Origin of the sequence: uncultured Bacteroides sp., from assembly GCF_947632445.1 — a bacterium.
Lineage (GTDB): Bacteria > Bacteroidota > Bacteroidia > Bacteroidales > Bacteroidaceae > Bacteroides.
Map to the genome: position 1 here is coordinate 1 of NZ_CANRPM010000012.1, position 12,630 is coordinate 12,630.

Sequence of the window (12,630 nt, forward strand, 5' to 3'; positions counted from 1 at the left end):
GACTAACCTTGCTGAACTGTAATAAATAATTTATTTTTGTCCAATAACTGTAACGGTTATTCAGGACTAGTCAAATCACTTTGGAAATAATCCGGGAGGGGGGGGCTCAAAATAGTCCTGTCAACAAAATCGCCTGATTATCAATGGATATTGTTGACAGGACTGAGTCTTTGGTAAACATTTCCGTGAAAAAATAAAAAATACCTTGCCTTTAAAGGCAGCCTATTTTTTATTGTATTTCATAAAGTTTTCACAGCTGCTGTCACTGTCGTCGTAACTTACTGATAATGAAGCGATATTGTTGACAGGACTGTTATACCCGTGCCAAAACCTCGTTTTTCTTCCTCTTTTTTTCACGGGCAATTCATTCCGTCCTGACGCCGTGTTTGCTGACCCTCTGACGAAGTGCTTCGTCCCCTCTTCAGAAAGCACTGCATGACACCCTCACGCAGCACTGCGTCGGAACTTCAGGAAGTGCTGCATGGCAGCGGAAGGAAATAGACATTTCATTGTCGATTCATTGTCAGCTATCCCAGTCTGTTGTTACATTGAAAAGAAACCCGCCATTGAAGTGAACTTTATCAAGGACGGGCAACTTGCTGTCTTTTGATTTTATGTCGAATTCTCGTTACTTTAGTATTCTAAAGAGTAGCTTTGGAACGCTAAACATCTACATGACAGCCGTAAAGTGACACTCGGTATGCGGCCTTCCTCCGGTTGATAAAAAAGACGGTCAGTGTTTGCACACCGACCGTTCTTTATTCAGTTTGTCACGCAAGCCCCATTCTTAGGCTTCCGTTTTCTTTGTAGCTTTCTTTGCCGTAGCGGCTTTTATGGCAGGCTTCTTGGGAGCCGCTTTTTTCACAGGTTTTTCTTCTACAACCTTACCCAGCTTAGCATGAGCTTCTTCGAGTTCTTTGTTCAGTCCCTCGATTTCGTCTCCCTGATTTTTGATTGTAGTCAATAAAGCATTCAGTTCCTCGTTGTCGATGTCTACCGGATACAAGGAATCCACACGTTTGATAAAGTCACCCAAAATATTCATGTAGTTGGTGAATGCATCATACGGAGACTCGTATATGCCGCGATAAAGGGAAAGGCTGGAGCGCTTCGTCGTCATAAAGCGGAAGTTATTACTGGCCTGAAGATAGTCCCAGTCCTGCTTAATGCGACGATCATCACAAAGGTGTACACGTTCGGCCACACTATACAGCTTGTTGAATGCCTCACGCTGCATCACATTACCCAACCAGCAGCTGGTGTCTCTTTCTTCGTCGACCCATGACAAGGGATAAGATACATCGAGCTGAGATACGGATTTCAGCTTCGTCACAACCTCCGTCGGCGTAGAGAATGTGATACCCTTTTCCTTTGCACAAGCCGGCAACGCCTTGAGGAACTCCAGAATATTGGAAGACAACGGCTGATACTTACCCAACGCACAAAGTTCCATGAAGATATTGATGACCTGCTCTTCTTGTGGCAAAGAGTCGATCCAAGAGATATACTTATCAGCAAACAGCGGATATTCGCTCCAATCTGAGTTAGAGAAACGAAGGCTGATATCGTCCGAGAGTTTGAAATCGCGCAACAGAAGCTTCAGGTTCGGGTTCATGCTGCAGTGGTAGAGATAGTGCGGACTCTTCCAGCCCAAGATGTGCTTGGCACCCTCGGTCAACATGCCCTTGAAACCCATATCGGCTACCATAGCACCGATTTCATCGTTATAGATCAAGCTTGAATTGCGGAACACTTTAGGAGTCTTACCAAACATCTGTTTCATCTTGGCACTTTGGCGAAGCACTTCTTCACGGAAGCACTCTTCGTTGGCCAAAGAAGAAAGGCCGTGCGAATAAGGTTCGGCCAGGAACTCACAACAACCGGTATCATTGAGCTGATGCAACAAGTCGATAACATACGGAGTGTACATTTCCAACTGCTCCAAAGCTACACCTGAAATAGACAAAGCTACCTTAAAAGCACCGCCGGAATTCTTCGCCATGTCGATCAAGGTACTCAACGCGGGAATATATGAATGCTCAGCCACATCGCTGATGCTGGTCTCATTGGCATAGTCATCGTAGTAATAATGATCAGTGCCGATATCAAAGAAACGATAACGTTTCAACTGAATGATCTGATGTATTTCAAAATAAAGACAAATCGTTCTCATTTCCTATTCTTGTTTTGTTATTTACCATAGTTTCTTAATACATTCTCATAAAGGGCACGGATGCGCAAGCCTACCTTTTCCCAAGTGATTCCATCGACCTCTTTCTTGCCTTCTTCCTGAAGATAATGAAAAAGAGAGTGGTTCGTACAGATGGAATAAATGGCATCGGCCATAGCATGGATGTCCCAATAGTCAACTTTGATGACCTTGTCCAAAATCTCACCACAACCCGACTGCTTGGAGATAATGGAAGGCGTGCCACACTGCATTGCCTCCAACGGAGCAATGCCAAAAGGCTCCGACACAGACGGCATCACAAATACATCGCTGTTCTTATAAACTTCATATACCTGTCTTCCTTTCATAAAACCCGGAAAATGAAATCTGTCCGCAATACCACGTTCTGCAGCCAAATTAATCATTGCGTTCAGCATATCACCCGAACCAGCCATAACGAATCGGATGTTACGGGTACGTTTCAACACCATGGCTGCCGCTTCCACGAAATATTCCGGCCCTTTCTGCATAGTAATACGTCCCAGGAAAGTGACGATCTTCTCTTTTGAATGATCGGGACGTGGGATGTCCTCTAAATCCTGAGAAAGAGGATATACCGCATTGTGCATGGCAAATACTTTACGCGGATCCTGATGGTATTCATTAATAACCGTGCGGCGAGTCAATTCGGACACGCACATAATACAGTCGGCATAGTCCATACCGTTCTTCTCAATGGAATAGACCGTCGGATTCACTTTACCACGAGAGCGGTCGAAATCCGTAGCATGTACATGGATGCACAATGGACGTCCACTTACCATCTTGGCGTGTACGCCAGCCGGATAAGTCAGCCAGTCGTGCGCATGAATAATGTCAAACTGCTCCTTACGGGCTATCACACCGGCTATAATGGAAAAATTGTTGATTTCTTCATGCAGATTGCCCGGATATCCTCCTGCAAACTCCATACATCCCAAGTCATTGACATGCATATAAGAGAAATCTGCATAAATATGGTCACGATAAGCATAATATTCTTCCGGCGTCATCTGTCCGTAAAGGCGAGACTTCAGGTAATCGTAGTTCACATCCCGCCATACGACCGGAACCTGATTCATACCCACAATCTTGAGGAAACGTTCTTCCTCGCCTGAAGGCTTAGGCATGCAGAACGTCGTTTCAACGTCCCCCTGCAAACTCAATCCTTTGGTTATTCCATAGGAAGCAACCGCCAGACCACCGTAGATTTTGGGAGGAAATTCCCATCCAAACATTAACACTTTCATTTGCGTTCCTCCTCTTTCTGTATTTGTTCATACTTATACAACAAACTCAATATACGCAGAATTTCGGCCACATTCATAGCAAACGAAATAGCACCGCGCCCCACAAAAGGCGGGTTACCGTCGAACAACTCCGGCAAGGTGCTGATACAGTGGCGTTCCATTTCGTCGTCCATACCAATAAGGTGTCTTTCGACAAACGAAATGCCACTCAACTTGTGGACGCGCAGATAAGCTTCCATATAGAAGCCCAGCAACCACGGCCATGCCGTTCCTTGATGATAAGCATAGTCACGCTGCATCTGAGGGCCTACATAATTCGGATTGTACCCGCCACTTTTGGGACTCAGTGTACGAAGGCCCTTGGGAGTAAGCAATTCTTTGGTTACAATATCCAGTACCTGACGCTTTTGTACGCGGTCCAACGGAGAGTAGTCGAAAGCAACCGTGAAGATCATGTTCGGACGAACGCTCCAGTCCATCATGTAACCGTCTACATAGTCGAACAAATAACCATATTCATTACGGAAAACCTCGATAAACGATTTCCCAGTCACTTCAGCCTGTTCATCAAGTGCATTAGCCAAAACCTCATTCCCACCTTCGCGAACCATATCGGCTACGAAGCGCAAAGCATTGTACCAAAGAGCATTGATCTCAACTACATATCCTGTACGCGGAACTACCGGCAGACCATTGGCCGTAGAATTCATCCAAGTTACCGGATGTTCCGTGCCATTGGTATAAAGCAGCCCGTTATCGTGCAGGAACAGGTTGTCATGCCTACGGCCTCGGATGTATTCCAACAAATCTTCCAAAAGCTGGCCGTACATCTGACGACAACGCTCACGCGAAGTAAACTTGGCATATTGTTGTAACGTCCAGATGGCCCATAACAAGACATCGGGATGTTCCATTTCATAAATCTTGTACGTAGAGGTCTCCCCAATCATATATTGACGCAATGCTTTTTCGGCCGTCTTCATCACATCTTCGAATTCATCCTGCTCGTCAATAGCCAACGTCAGACCTGGTAAAGCAATGAACAAATCACGGGCACGACATTTAAACCAAGGATAGCCTGCCAATACATAGTGCTCGCCTCCTTGTTTGTTGTGGAACTGATGAGCGGAGTTTTTCAGACAATGGAAGAAGCTGTCACGCGGAGTACGGTCAGCCACTTCCGTTTCAAATACTTGTTTCAACTTGCGGGTATCTGTTTCAGATATACCGGCAGAAAAGACAATACTCTCGCCTTTCTTAATATCCACTTCAAAATAACCGGGTACGTAAAGGTCTTCATTGAAATCGTAGCCACGTTCCTGTTCTTTAGGATACTCAATTCCCCTGTACCAATCAGGTTGGAAATGGAACTCGTTTTTCTTGTTCAACTGCATGAATAACTCTGGATAACCGGGATACATGCAGGTCTTGATACCATTCTCCACCAACTGATAGTCACGGCTGGCTTGGGAATTCTCATGCGTGTATTCGCGTACACTACGAAAAGCCAAGAAAGGCCGGAAGCGCAAGGTCGTAGCCGAATGGGCATCAACCAAAGTGTAACGTATCAGAATGCGGCTCTCGTGATGTACGAAAATCTTCTCCTTACGGAGAACAACACCTCCCACACGGTAAGTTGTCGCCGGGATATGCTCACAGTCGAACTCACGGATATATTTATGTCCGTTGGGACTGAAATGATTACCTTGATACTTGTGCAATCCCAGGTTAAACTCTGCACCATGCTGAATTACCGTTTCATCCAAAGAAGAGAGTAACACATGATTCTCATCATCCAAGTTGGGTACCGGAATTACCAACAAACCATGATATTTGCGTGTGTTACAATCCACAATCGTTGTACAATGATAGGCGCCTGATTTATTTGTACGGAGTATTTCACGAGGGAGCGACTCCTCCAAATTAATCATCAGCGTCTTGTCAAATCGTAAATAACTCATAGTTGTGCATTATTTAAATTAAAGATTAAAAAAATCGGTTTCACTATGCACTACAGCTATCTGCTATCTGTAGCCATGTCAAAAATACGAATTAATGTATATACCCAAAATAAAAAAAGCTTTTTTTTTCGATTTTCGAGCAAATAATCGTAGTATTGCATCCAATTAGCACATGCCACTTATCAAAAAGCTATTTGAGCGACTTATGAAACGAGATATACGAAGAATTTTCCTGGCTGCCGTAATTCCTCTTTTCTTCCTGTTCATCCTGTATATGTTAAAGATTTTAGAAGTAGGAATGGACTGGAATTTCACGCGCTTGGGTATCTATCCTATGGAAAAACGAGGACTCTTCGGCATCTTTGCCCATCCACTTGTGCACAGCAACTTCAAGCATCTGGCCGCCAATACACTTCCACTGTTTTTCCTGTCCTGGTGTTTGTTTTATTTCTATCGTAGTATCGCCCCATATATATTTTTCTTAATATGGATTGGCAGTGGTATTTTCACCTTCCTTTTCGGCAAGAGTGGATGGCACATCGGATCCAGCGGGCTCATCTATGGTCTGGCTTTCTTTTTGTTTTTCAGCGGCATTTTCCGTAAACACGCGCCTCTCATAGCCCTCTCGTTGTTGATTACATTCCTTTACGGCGGATTAGTATGGAATATGTTCCCCCAGTTTGCCAAGGTCACTACTTCATGGGAAGGCCACATGGGTGGAGCTATAGCAGGTATGCTGTGCGCCGTCGGCTTCATAAAATATGGTCCGCAACAGCCCGATCCCTTTGCCGACGAAGAAAACGAAGAAGGCACTATTGTCGATGAGACAAATTCAGACGAAAAAGAAAGGATTGATTCTACAAAGACAGAAAGGCCTGATAATAAAGATTTAAAAATAGAATAGCAATGTGCGTGCGATCATCAACAAGCACGATCTGAATTACAAAATGAGGCAACTATATGAATGCCCCCAAAATAAAAACGCCTTTCTCGGATTAGAGCATCGCTGCCATACGCTGATACAGGTATTCAAGCAATACATACTTAAAGTTTTTCCACCAGCACCGTCGCATAAGCCGAAATGCCTTCCTCGCGGCCAGTGAAACCCAGCTTCTCGGTTGTAGTAGCTTTGATAGACACGTCGTCCGCATCCACACCCATCACACGAGCCAAAGTCTGCTGCATCTCAGGGATATGCGCTTTCAACTTGGGGCGTTCAGCACAGACGGTGGCGTCAATGTTGCTTACCTTATAACCCTTTGTGAGAATTAGATCCACGGTCTTCTTCAGTAACACTTTACTATCAATGTTCTTGAACTCACCTGCCGTATCAGGGAAATGATAGCCAATGTCACGCATATTAGCGGCTCCCAACAAGGCATCGCAAATGGCATGTATCAACACATCAGCATCGCTGTGTCCCAAAAGCCCCATCTCGTGCTCCAAACGGATGCCACCCAACCACAATTCACGGCCTTCCACCAACCGGTGAACATCGAAACCGAAACCTACACGTATTTTCATTAAATCGTCTGTCTATTATTATCGGATATGGAAATCAAGCAGTTTTTTGCCGCCCAGATAGCCCTGCAGATGCTGCCCGATACTCACAGAACCTACGCCCATAGGCGTACCTGTAAAGAGCAGGTCGCCGATCTTCAACGTCATGAAACGACTTACGTAAGCAATGATGTCGTCCACACGGAACAGCATATCGGCAGTACATCCTTGTTGCACCGTTTTCCCATCAATATCGAGATGGAATTTCAACCGTTGCACATCGCTTTCGCCCTCGACTAACGGCACAAAATCACCAATAGCAGCCGAACCATCGAAACCCTTGCAGAGTTCCCATGGATTACCTGCCTCACGGAAGCGACGCTGCATATCGCGAGCGGTAAAGTCAATACCTACTGTCACTGCATCATAATAGCGGTGAGCGAAACGTGGCGCAATACATTTACCCAAACGACAGATGCGTACCACCACTTCAGTTTCATAATGTACCTCATTCGAAAAATCAGGAAGGAAAAAAGGTTTGCCGTTCTTCAGGATAGCCGAGTCGGGCTTCAGAAAAATCACCGGTTCCTTGTTTTCCTGTTTATGCCCCAGCTCCCGGTTGTGCAAGGCATAGTTCATTCCTACAGCTATAATCTTCATTACTTGATTTCGTTATAGTTAAGGCGGTTGAACATTACCGCCAGATGGGCATAAAGTGAAGTGTTCTGCACGACAATGGACTCTGGCACACGGATTCGGAAAGGCGTAAAGTTCCACACGGCCTTAATGCCGCCCTCCACCATATAATCCGTTATTTGCTGAGCTATCTCGATAGGTACCGTCAGTACCCCAATATTCACATCGTACTCCTGCATCTTCCGAGGAAAATCGTCGGTATGAAAGATAGGGATGCCATTCAGTTTCGACCCCACCAGCAAAGGATTGACATCAAAGGCTGCCACAATCTCAAGCCCAAAGTGACGTAGCCCTGAGTCATGAAGCAAGGCACCACCCAGACTTCCTACGCCAAACAGAAAAGCCTTGTGTAAATTAGTGAAACCCAAAAAATCTTCCAGCACAGCAATTAACGTATCTATCTCATACCCCACTCGCGTACGTCCCGAAATATTGACATACGAAAGATCCTTAGCTATCTGCGAGGCGTCAATATTAATTTCTTTAGATATTTGAGTTGAGGAGACAAAACGTTCTCCTTTCTGTTTCAGCAACTTGACATTAGAAAGATACCACGGAAGGCGTCGCAACGTCGGCTCCGGCACCCGCAAGGACTCTTTATTCTGCAACAAACTGCTCATCGTTTTCTATAAATTTATCAGATTGTAACGGACAAAAGTACTGTTTTTTTTCCAATGTCCGAGAGAATGCACAGAAAAGCTTAACATAAATTCTACGTCAGATTGGAAGTTTCATCTCAAAACCGTACTTTTGATGCGAACTTATAATCACCCTTATCATGGCAAAAAGCAGCAAACATAACGATTGGAAGGAGCGTTTGAATGTGGTCTACTCCACTAACCCTAATTTCCAATACGGAACAATGAATACAGATGAGACCGAGACCCTCTCTCCCAATCAACAAAAATTACGGGTACAACTTGATAGTAAGAACCGTAGTGGCAAAGTAGTGACCCTCATTACCGGCTTTGTGGGCACCGACGATGACTTAAAAGAATTAGGACGAATGTTAAAGAACAAATGTGGCGTAGGTGGCAGTGCCAAGGACGGCAAAGTCATCGTACAAGGCGACTTCAAACAAAAAATTATCGAATTACTGAAACAAGAAGGATACACACAAACAAAACCCGTGGGATAACAGTACCAACAATAACATGGAATCACCTTAATGGCGCATTCCATCACTTAAGTTTTTCCCATTCTGCATATTCTTCGTATATTTGCAACGTATTTTCAGTAAAGCAATAATGAACACATATTATGGTATATCGTTTGCTTCATTTTTTTCTAAAGCTACTGTCATACATTCCTTTCCGTATGCTTTACATCCTGTCAGACGGTTTGTTCTACCCGTTATATTACCTTGTTCGCTACCGTCGTAGGATTGTACGAAAGAACCTAACGGAATCTTTCCCAGAAAAGAGTTTGCCTGAAATCAGGCAGATAGAAAAAAAATTCTATCACTTTTTCATCGACATGATGCTCGAAAGTTGTAAACTGGCCTCCATTTCCTCTCAAGAATTAAAACATAGAATGCAGTTCACAAATACCGAAGCTGTAAATTCAATGTTGAGACAAGGTAAATCCATTTCTATCTACATAGGGCACTACGGAAATTGGGAATGGGTTTCTTCCATGCCCTTGTGGTTGGAAAAGAGTGCAACAGGTATCCAGATTTACCACAAGTTACGCAACAAAAACATGGAACGTCTGATGCTGCATATCCGTGAGCGTATGGGAGGTATCTGCGTTGAAATGTACAAGACAGCCCGCTACATCACCGAACTGGCCACCCACCACAAGGTTTGTATCATCGGATTTATAGCTGACCAGTCACCTAAGAAGAGGGAAGTACACCATTTTCTCCCCTTCTTGCATCACAAGACCCCCGTCCTAACAGGTTCGGAAAAAATCACAAAACACTACGGATTCGAATCCTTTTACCTAAATGTTAAAAGAATCCGGCGAGGATATTATGAAGCCGCTTTCATCCGTCTTCACGAACATCCACAATCACTACCCGATTTCGAATTGACAGCTCTCTATTTCCAGCAACTGGAGCAAACCATTCTGCAACAACCGGAACTATACTTGTGGACACACAAGCGTTTCAAGCATGCTGAGAAGCTGGACACATAAACATTGAATCATTTTTAAGAAGTTCTTATGAATATGGATATTGATTTTGTAATCACCTGGGTTGACATGAACGATCCAAAATGGCAAGCGGATTTTATGAAATACTCGGAGAACAAGGACAATACAAAGAACGGAGTCTCCGAAGCTCGCTTTCGCGATTACGGCCTCTTGAAATACTGGTTTCGCGGAGTGGAAAAGTTTGCTCCATGGGTTCGAAAGATACACTTCGTGACCAGCGGACAGAAACCCGAATGGCTCGACGAAAACAACCCGAAGCTCAATCTTGTAAGTCACAAGGATTATATTCCTAAACCATTCCTGCCTACTTATAATTCCGTGGTGATAGAACGATATCTGCATAAAATTCCCGATTTAGCAGAGCACTTTGTCTATTTCAATGACGACTTTTACATTACGAATACCATTGGAATAGAACGTTTCTTCAAGAATGGGTTGCCCTGCGACATTGCCACTTTCTTATACAATCCCTCATGGTCACAATGGTACAAAAGAATTAAGAACAACTTGAGAATCATCAACCGACACTTCGACAAAAAAGAGGTAATGGCTCGCTTCCACGACAAATGGTTCGATAAAAGCTATGGTTCAAAAGCTTGGTGGAACTATATTTTAAAACCCTATGGCAAATTTATTACCCTCCGTACACCACATAATGCACAGCCTTATCTGAAAACCACTTTTGAGGAAGTATGGGCCGTAGCCGAGAAAGAACTGACCGAAACATCCGTCAACCGATTCCGTGCTTTGACTGATTATACGCCGGAACTGTTCCGCACTTGGCAAATCTGTCGAGGGAACTTTGAACCTTACAACACGTACAGCGATACCAAAATGCTCCCCCTTATGATACACCCCAAACAAGCAGTAAAAGCGATTTATGAACAAACCTATTCACTGATTTGCCTGAACGACAACGTACATATCCGCAACTATGCACAAGTGATGGAGAATATCCGAAATGCTTTCGAACATATTTTGCCTGAGAAATCAAGCTTTGAACATGAATATTCCCAACCAATCATCGATCAACCATGAATAAAGTTCTTGCAGAAATTATAGCAGGAGTCATCCCTCACAAAATGACCCGGAACAGATGGCGCGGTCTTTTGCGTTACGGACTTTTCAATGCAATCAGACTGAAATATCGGATGAAGCATGATCATACCTCACCACAATATTACTTGGCGGTTTGTGCCATAGCTAAAAATGAAGGGCCTTATTTCAAGGAATGGATAGAATGGCATCACAAACAGGGCGTTGAAAAGTTTTACATCTACGATAATGAAAGTACAGATTGCACAAAAGAAGTACTTCTCCCCTATATTGAGTCGGGACTGGTAGAATACACCTACTTTCCGGGATATAGGCGACAGCTTGCCGCTTATGATGATTGCTTGGAAAGGCACCGTTTAGCTTCACGTTGGATAGCCTTCATTGATTTGGACGAATTCATTGTTCCCATACAAGACCCTACAATCCCCGCATTCCTACACCGGTTTGAGGACTTCCCCGCCGTCGAAATTAATTGGCTAATTTACGGTAGTAGTGGAGCTGAGAAGAAGATGCCCGGCACCATGATGGAGCGGTTCAAATGGCATTCGATTCCGAGCCATCTCTTAAATCGGCACGTAAAAAGCATAGTCAATCCACGACGAGTCTTTACGATGATTGGCTGCCATGAAGCCGCACAGATAAAGGGGAATGCGGCCGACTCACATGGCAATCCGATTAGAAAACACTTTCGGGAACGCGAACCACAACAAGACATTATCCGCATTAACCATTACGCGGTCAGGTCTTATGAAGAATTCAGGGAAAAACAGGTTCGAGGCAGAGCCAGCGGCACCCAAAAAACAGTTCCGAGGGAATATTTTGACAAGTATGACCTCAACGATATCCAAGAAAAAGCCTGAACCGCTATTGCTCAAACGGAGATTTCTCAGGGAAACGTTTCTCCAGAAAAACCGCAACTCTTCTCCGGTCATTGTCATTGGCATACTGAGAATCATTCATGCAGAACAGCATCGGATTATATTTCTCCAATTTTCCGTAATGTTTCAGATTGTCTATATGAAATCGAAAGGATGTTTTTTGAGTAATATAATGCAAATGTCCCCGTTTTTCAGCCAAAGCAGCATAATAAAACAGGCTTCTTTGAATATCGTTTGCACACCTTACGTGATTGGGATAGGTTTTCTCTATTGCATCTCTGAAAACATCCTCTACGTACCGTAAATCACTCCTCCGATACGCATCTATATTATGATGCGCCTTTCCACCATAGTAACGACCATATCTTTCTTCCACCAACTTAGCGGCATTGTGTATAATCAAGTTGTAGTTACTCAAACTTTTGTGCAATATACGTTCTTTACATAGCAGAATCCATTTTCTGAAAGGCCGGCGGTTGAATCGAATAATCGGCAGCCCATCTTGTGCAAAGAAATCTTCAGGGGAGACAGGCCTGTTGATAAACATATCGTCATTCGCATACAGAAAATATTCGGAAAGTCCCGGTATCTGACACAGGAAATGCTCAATCAGGGAAGAGTTGAAACAAGGCAAACAGGCAACTGGCATAATCTCTGTATGATCCACAATCCGCACTTTCGGATTGGAAGTGTCCAGCCATACCGGTGTCTGTCGGTCTGTAACGATAAACACCTTTCGTATCCAAGGCGCATACCGATAGACCGAGCGCAGACTGTACTTCAATTCATCATGATTGGCATACCGCCCTTCACAATTGACAGCCGAGCCTTCTTCCGTGCGACCGATAACAGCATTATGTTTTGCCCGCCACTCCGGGTCATTTCCATCCACCCAAAGATATACTAAATCTATATCCATCTGT

Annotated in this window: 12 protein-coding genes; 5 read left to right on the forward strand and 7 right to left on the reverse strand. The window is 44.1% G+C overall.

All coding sequences use genetic code 11. The annotated features are described in order from the left end of the window. Positions 1-787: 787 nt before the first annotated feature. Genes Q0Z70_RS04015 through Q0Z70_RS04025 form a run of 3 tightly spaced genes read right to left on the reverse strand, consistent with a single transcriptional unit; the run spans position 788 to position 5,420 of the window. Positions 788-2,173 (reverse strand): glycoside hydrolase family 57 protein, encoded by a 1,386-nt coding sequence (locus Q0Z70_RS04015; protein ID WP_298072843.1) that lies wholly within the window; start codon positions 2,171-2,173, stop codon positions 788-790. 17 nt (positions 2,174-2,190) lie between these two features. Next, on the reverse strand, positions 2,191-3,459 hold the full coding sequence (locus Q0Z70_RS04020; RefSeq protein WP_298072844.1) for a glycosyltransferase family 4 protein: 1,269 nt from the start codon (positions 3,457-3,459) through the stop codon (positions 2,191-2,193). After that, positions 3,456-5,420: a glycogen debranching enzyme N-terminal domain-containing protein gene (locus Q0Z70_RS04025; protein ID WP_298072845.1), complete on the reverse strand. Its 1,965-nt coding sequence runs from the start codon at positions 5,418-5,420 to the stop codon at positions 3,456-3,458. Before Q0Z70_RS04025 ends, Q0Z70_RS04020 begins: the two co-directional genes overlap by 4 nt. A 205-nt stretch (positions 5,421-5,625) precedes the next feature. Between Q0Z70_RS04025 and Q0Z70_RS04030 the strand changes: the two genes are divergently transcribed. Continuing rightward, on the forward strand, positions 5,626-6,324 hold the full coding sequence (locus Q0Z70_RS04030) for a rhomboid family intramembrane serine protease (RefSeq protein WP_298072846.1): 699 nt from the start codon (positions 5,626-5,628) through the stop codon (positions 6,322-6,324). A gap of 140 nt (positions 6,325-6,464) precedes the next feature. Here the strand turns inward: Q0Z70_RS04030 and ispF are convergent, their stop codons facing one another. The 3 genes from ispF to Q0Z70_RS04045 are packed head-to-tail and all read right to left on the reverse strand — an operon-like array spanning position 6,465 to position 8,236. Further along, complete coding sequence (gene ispF, locus Q0Z70_RS04035; RefSeq protein ID WP_298072847.1) at positions 6,465-6,944, reverse strand: 2-C-methyl-D-erythritol 2,4-cyclodiphosphate synthase; 480 nt, start codon at positions 6,942-6,944, stop codon at positions 6,465-6,467. 18 nt (positions 6,945-6,962) lie between these two features. Further along, a complete protein-coding gene (locus Q0Z70_RS04040) occupies positions 6,963-7,580 on the reverse strand; it encodes a fumarylacetoacetate hydrolase family protein (protein WP_298072848.1) in 618 nt (205 codons plus the stop codon). Further along, a complete protein-coding gene (locus Q0Z70_RS04045) occupies positions 7,580-8,236 on the reverse strand; it encodes a redox-sensing transcriptional repressor Rex (RefSeq protein WP_298072849.1) in 657 nt (218 codons plus the stop codon). Before Q0Z70_RS04045 ends, Q0Z70_RS04040 begins: the two co-directional genes overlap by 1 nt. Before the next feature lie 158 nt (positions 8,237-8,394). On the opposite strand from Q0Z70_RS04045, the gene Q0Z70_RS04050 reads away from it, so the two are divergent. The 4 genes from Q0Z70_RS04050 to Q0Z70_RS04065 all read left to right on the forward strand — a co-directional run bounded on the left by Q0Z70_RS04050 (position 8,395) and on the right by Q0Z70_RS04065 (position 11,689). Further along, entirely contained in the window at positions 8,395-8,754 is a 360-nt protein-coding gene (locus tag Q0Z70_RS04050; protein WP_298072850.1) for a translation initiation factor, read from the forward strand. 122 nt (positions 8,755-8,876) lie between these two features. Continuing rightward, positions 8,877-9,755 (forward strand): lysophospholipid acyltransferase family protein, encoded by an 879-nt coding sequence (locus Q0Z70_RS04055; RefSeq protein ID WP_298072851.1) that lies wholly within the window; start codon positions 8,877-8,879, stop codon positions 9,753-9,755. Positions 9,756-9,788: 33 nt separating this feature from the next. Beyond that, the gene (locus tag Q0Z70_RS04060) at positions 9,789-10,811 is read left to right on the forward strand and encodes a stealth family protein (protein ID WP_298072852.1); all 1,023 of its coding nucleotides are present in this window, start codon (positions 9,789-9,791) and stop codon (positions 10,809-10,811) included. After that, a complete protein-coding gene (locus Q0Z70_RS04065; RefSeq protein WP_298072853.1) occupies positions 10,808-11,689 on the forward strand; it encodes a glycosyltransferase family 92 protein in 882 nt (293 codons plus the stop codon). The genes Q0Z70_RS04060 and Q0Z70_RS04065 overlap by 4 nt, the downstream gene beginning before the upstream one ends. Before the next feature lie 4 nt (positions 11,690-11,693). Here Q0Z70_RS04065 and Q0Z70_RS04070 read toward each other — a convergent pair whose 3' ends face one another. Further along, positions 11,694-12,626 (reverse strand): stealth family protein, encoded by a 933-nt coding sequence (locus Q0Z70_RS04070; RefSeq protein WP_298072854.1) that lies wholly within the window; start codon positions 12,624-12,626, stop codon positions 11,694-11,696. Positions 12,627-12,630 lie beyond the last annotated feature (4 nt).

Coding starts and splice junctions, on each gene's coding strand:
- Q0Z70_RS04045 (WP_298072849.1), bottom strand. CDS start 8,236: ATGAGCAGTTTGTTGCAGAATAAAGAGTCCTTGCGGGTGCCGGAGCCG.
- Q0Z70_RS04015 (WP_298072843.1), bottom strand. CDS start 2,173: ATGAGAACGATTTGTCTTTATTTTGAAATACATCAGATCATTCAGTTG.
- Q0Z70_RS04070 (WP_298072854.1), bottom strand. CDS start 12,626: ATGGATATAGATTTAGTATATCTTTGGGTGGATGGAAATGACCCGGAG.
- ispF (WP_298072847.1), bottom strand. CDS start 6,944: ATGAAAATACGTGTAGGTTTCGGTTTCGATGTTCACCGGTTGGTGGAA.
- Q0Z70_RS04020 (WP_298072844.1), bottom strand. CDS start 3,459: ATGAAAGTGTTAATGTTTGGATGGGAATTTCCTCCCAAAATCTACGGT.
- Q0Z70_RS04040 (WP_298072848.1), bottom strand. CDS start 7,580: ATGAAGATTATAGCTGTAGGAATGAACTATGCCTTGCACAACCGGGAG.
- Q0Z70_RS04060 (WP_298072852.1), top strand. CDS start 9,789: ATGGATATTGATTTTGTAATCACCTGGGTTGACATGAACGATCCAAAA.
- Q0Z70_RS04030 (WP_298072846.1), top strand. CDS start 5,626: ATGAAACGAGATATACGAAGAATTTTCCTGGCTGCCGTAATTCCTCTT.
- Q0Z70_RS04065 (WP_298072853.1), top strand. CDS start 10,808: ATGAATAAAGTTCTTGCAGAAATTATAGCAGGAGTCATCCCTCACAAA.
- Q0Z70_RS04050 (WP_298072850.1), top strand. CDS start 8,395: ATGGCAAAAAGCAGCAAACATAACGATTGGAAGGAGCGTTTGAATGTG.
- Q0Z70_RS04025 (WP_298072845.1), bottom strand. CDS start 5,420: ATGAGTTATTTACGATTTGACAAGACGCTGATGATTAATTTGGAGGAG.
- Q0Z70_RS04055 (WP_298072851.1), top strand. CDS start 8,877: ATGGTATATCGTTTGCTTCATTTTTTTCTAAAGCTACTGTCATACATT.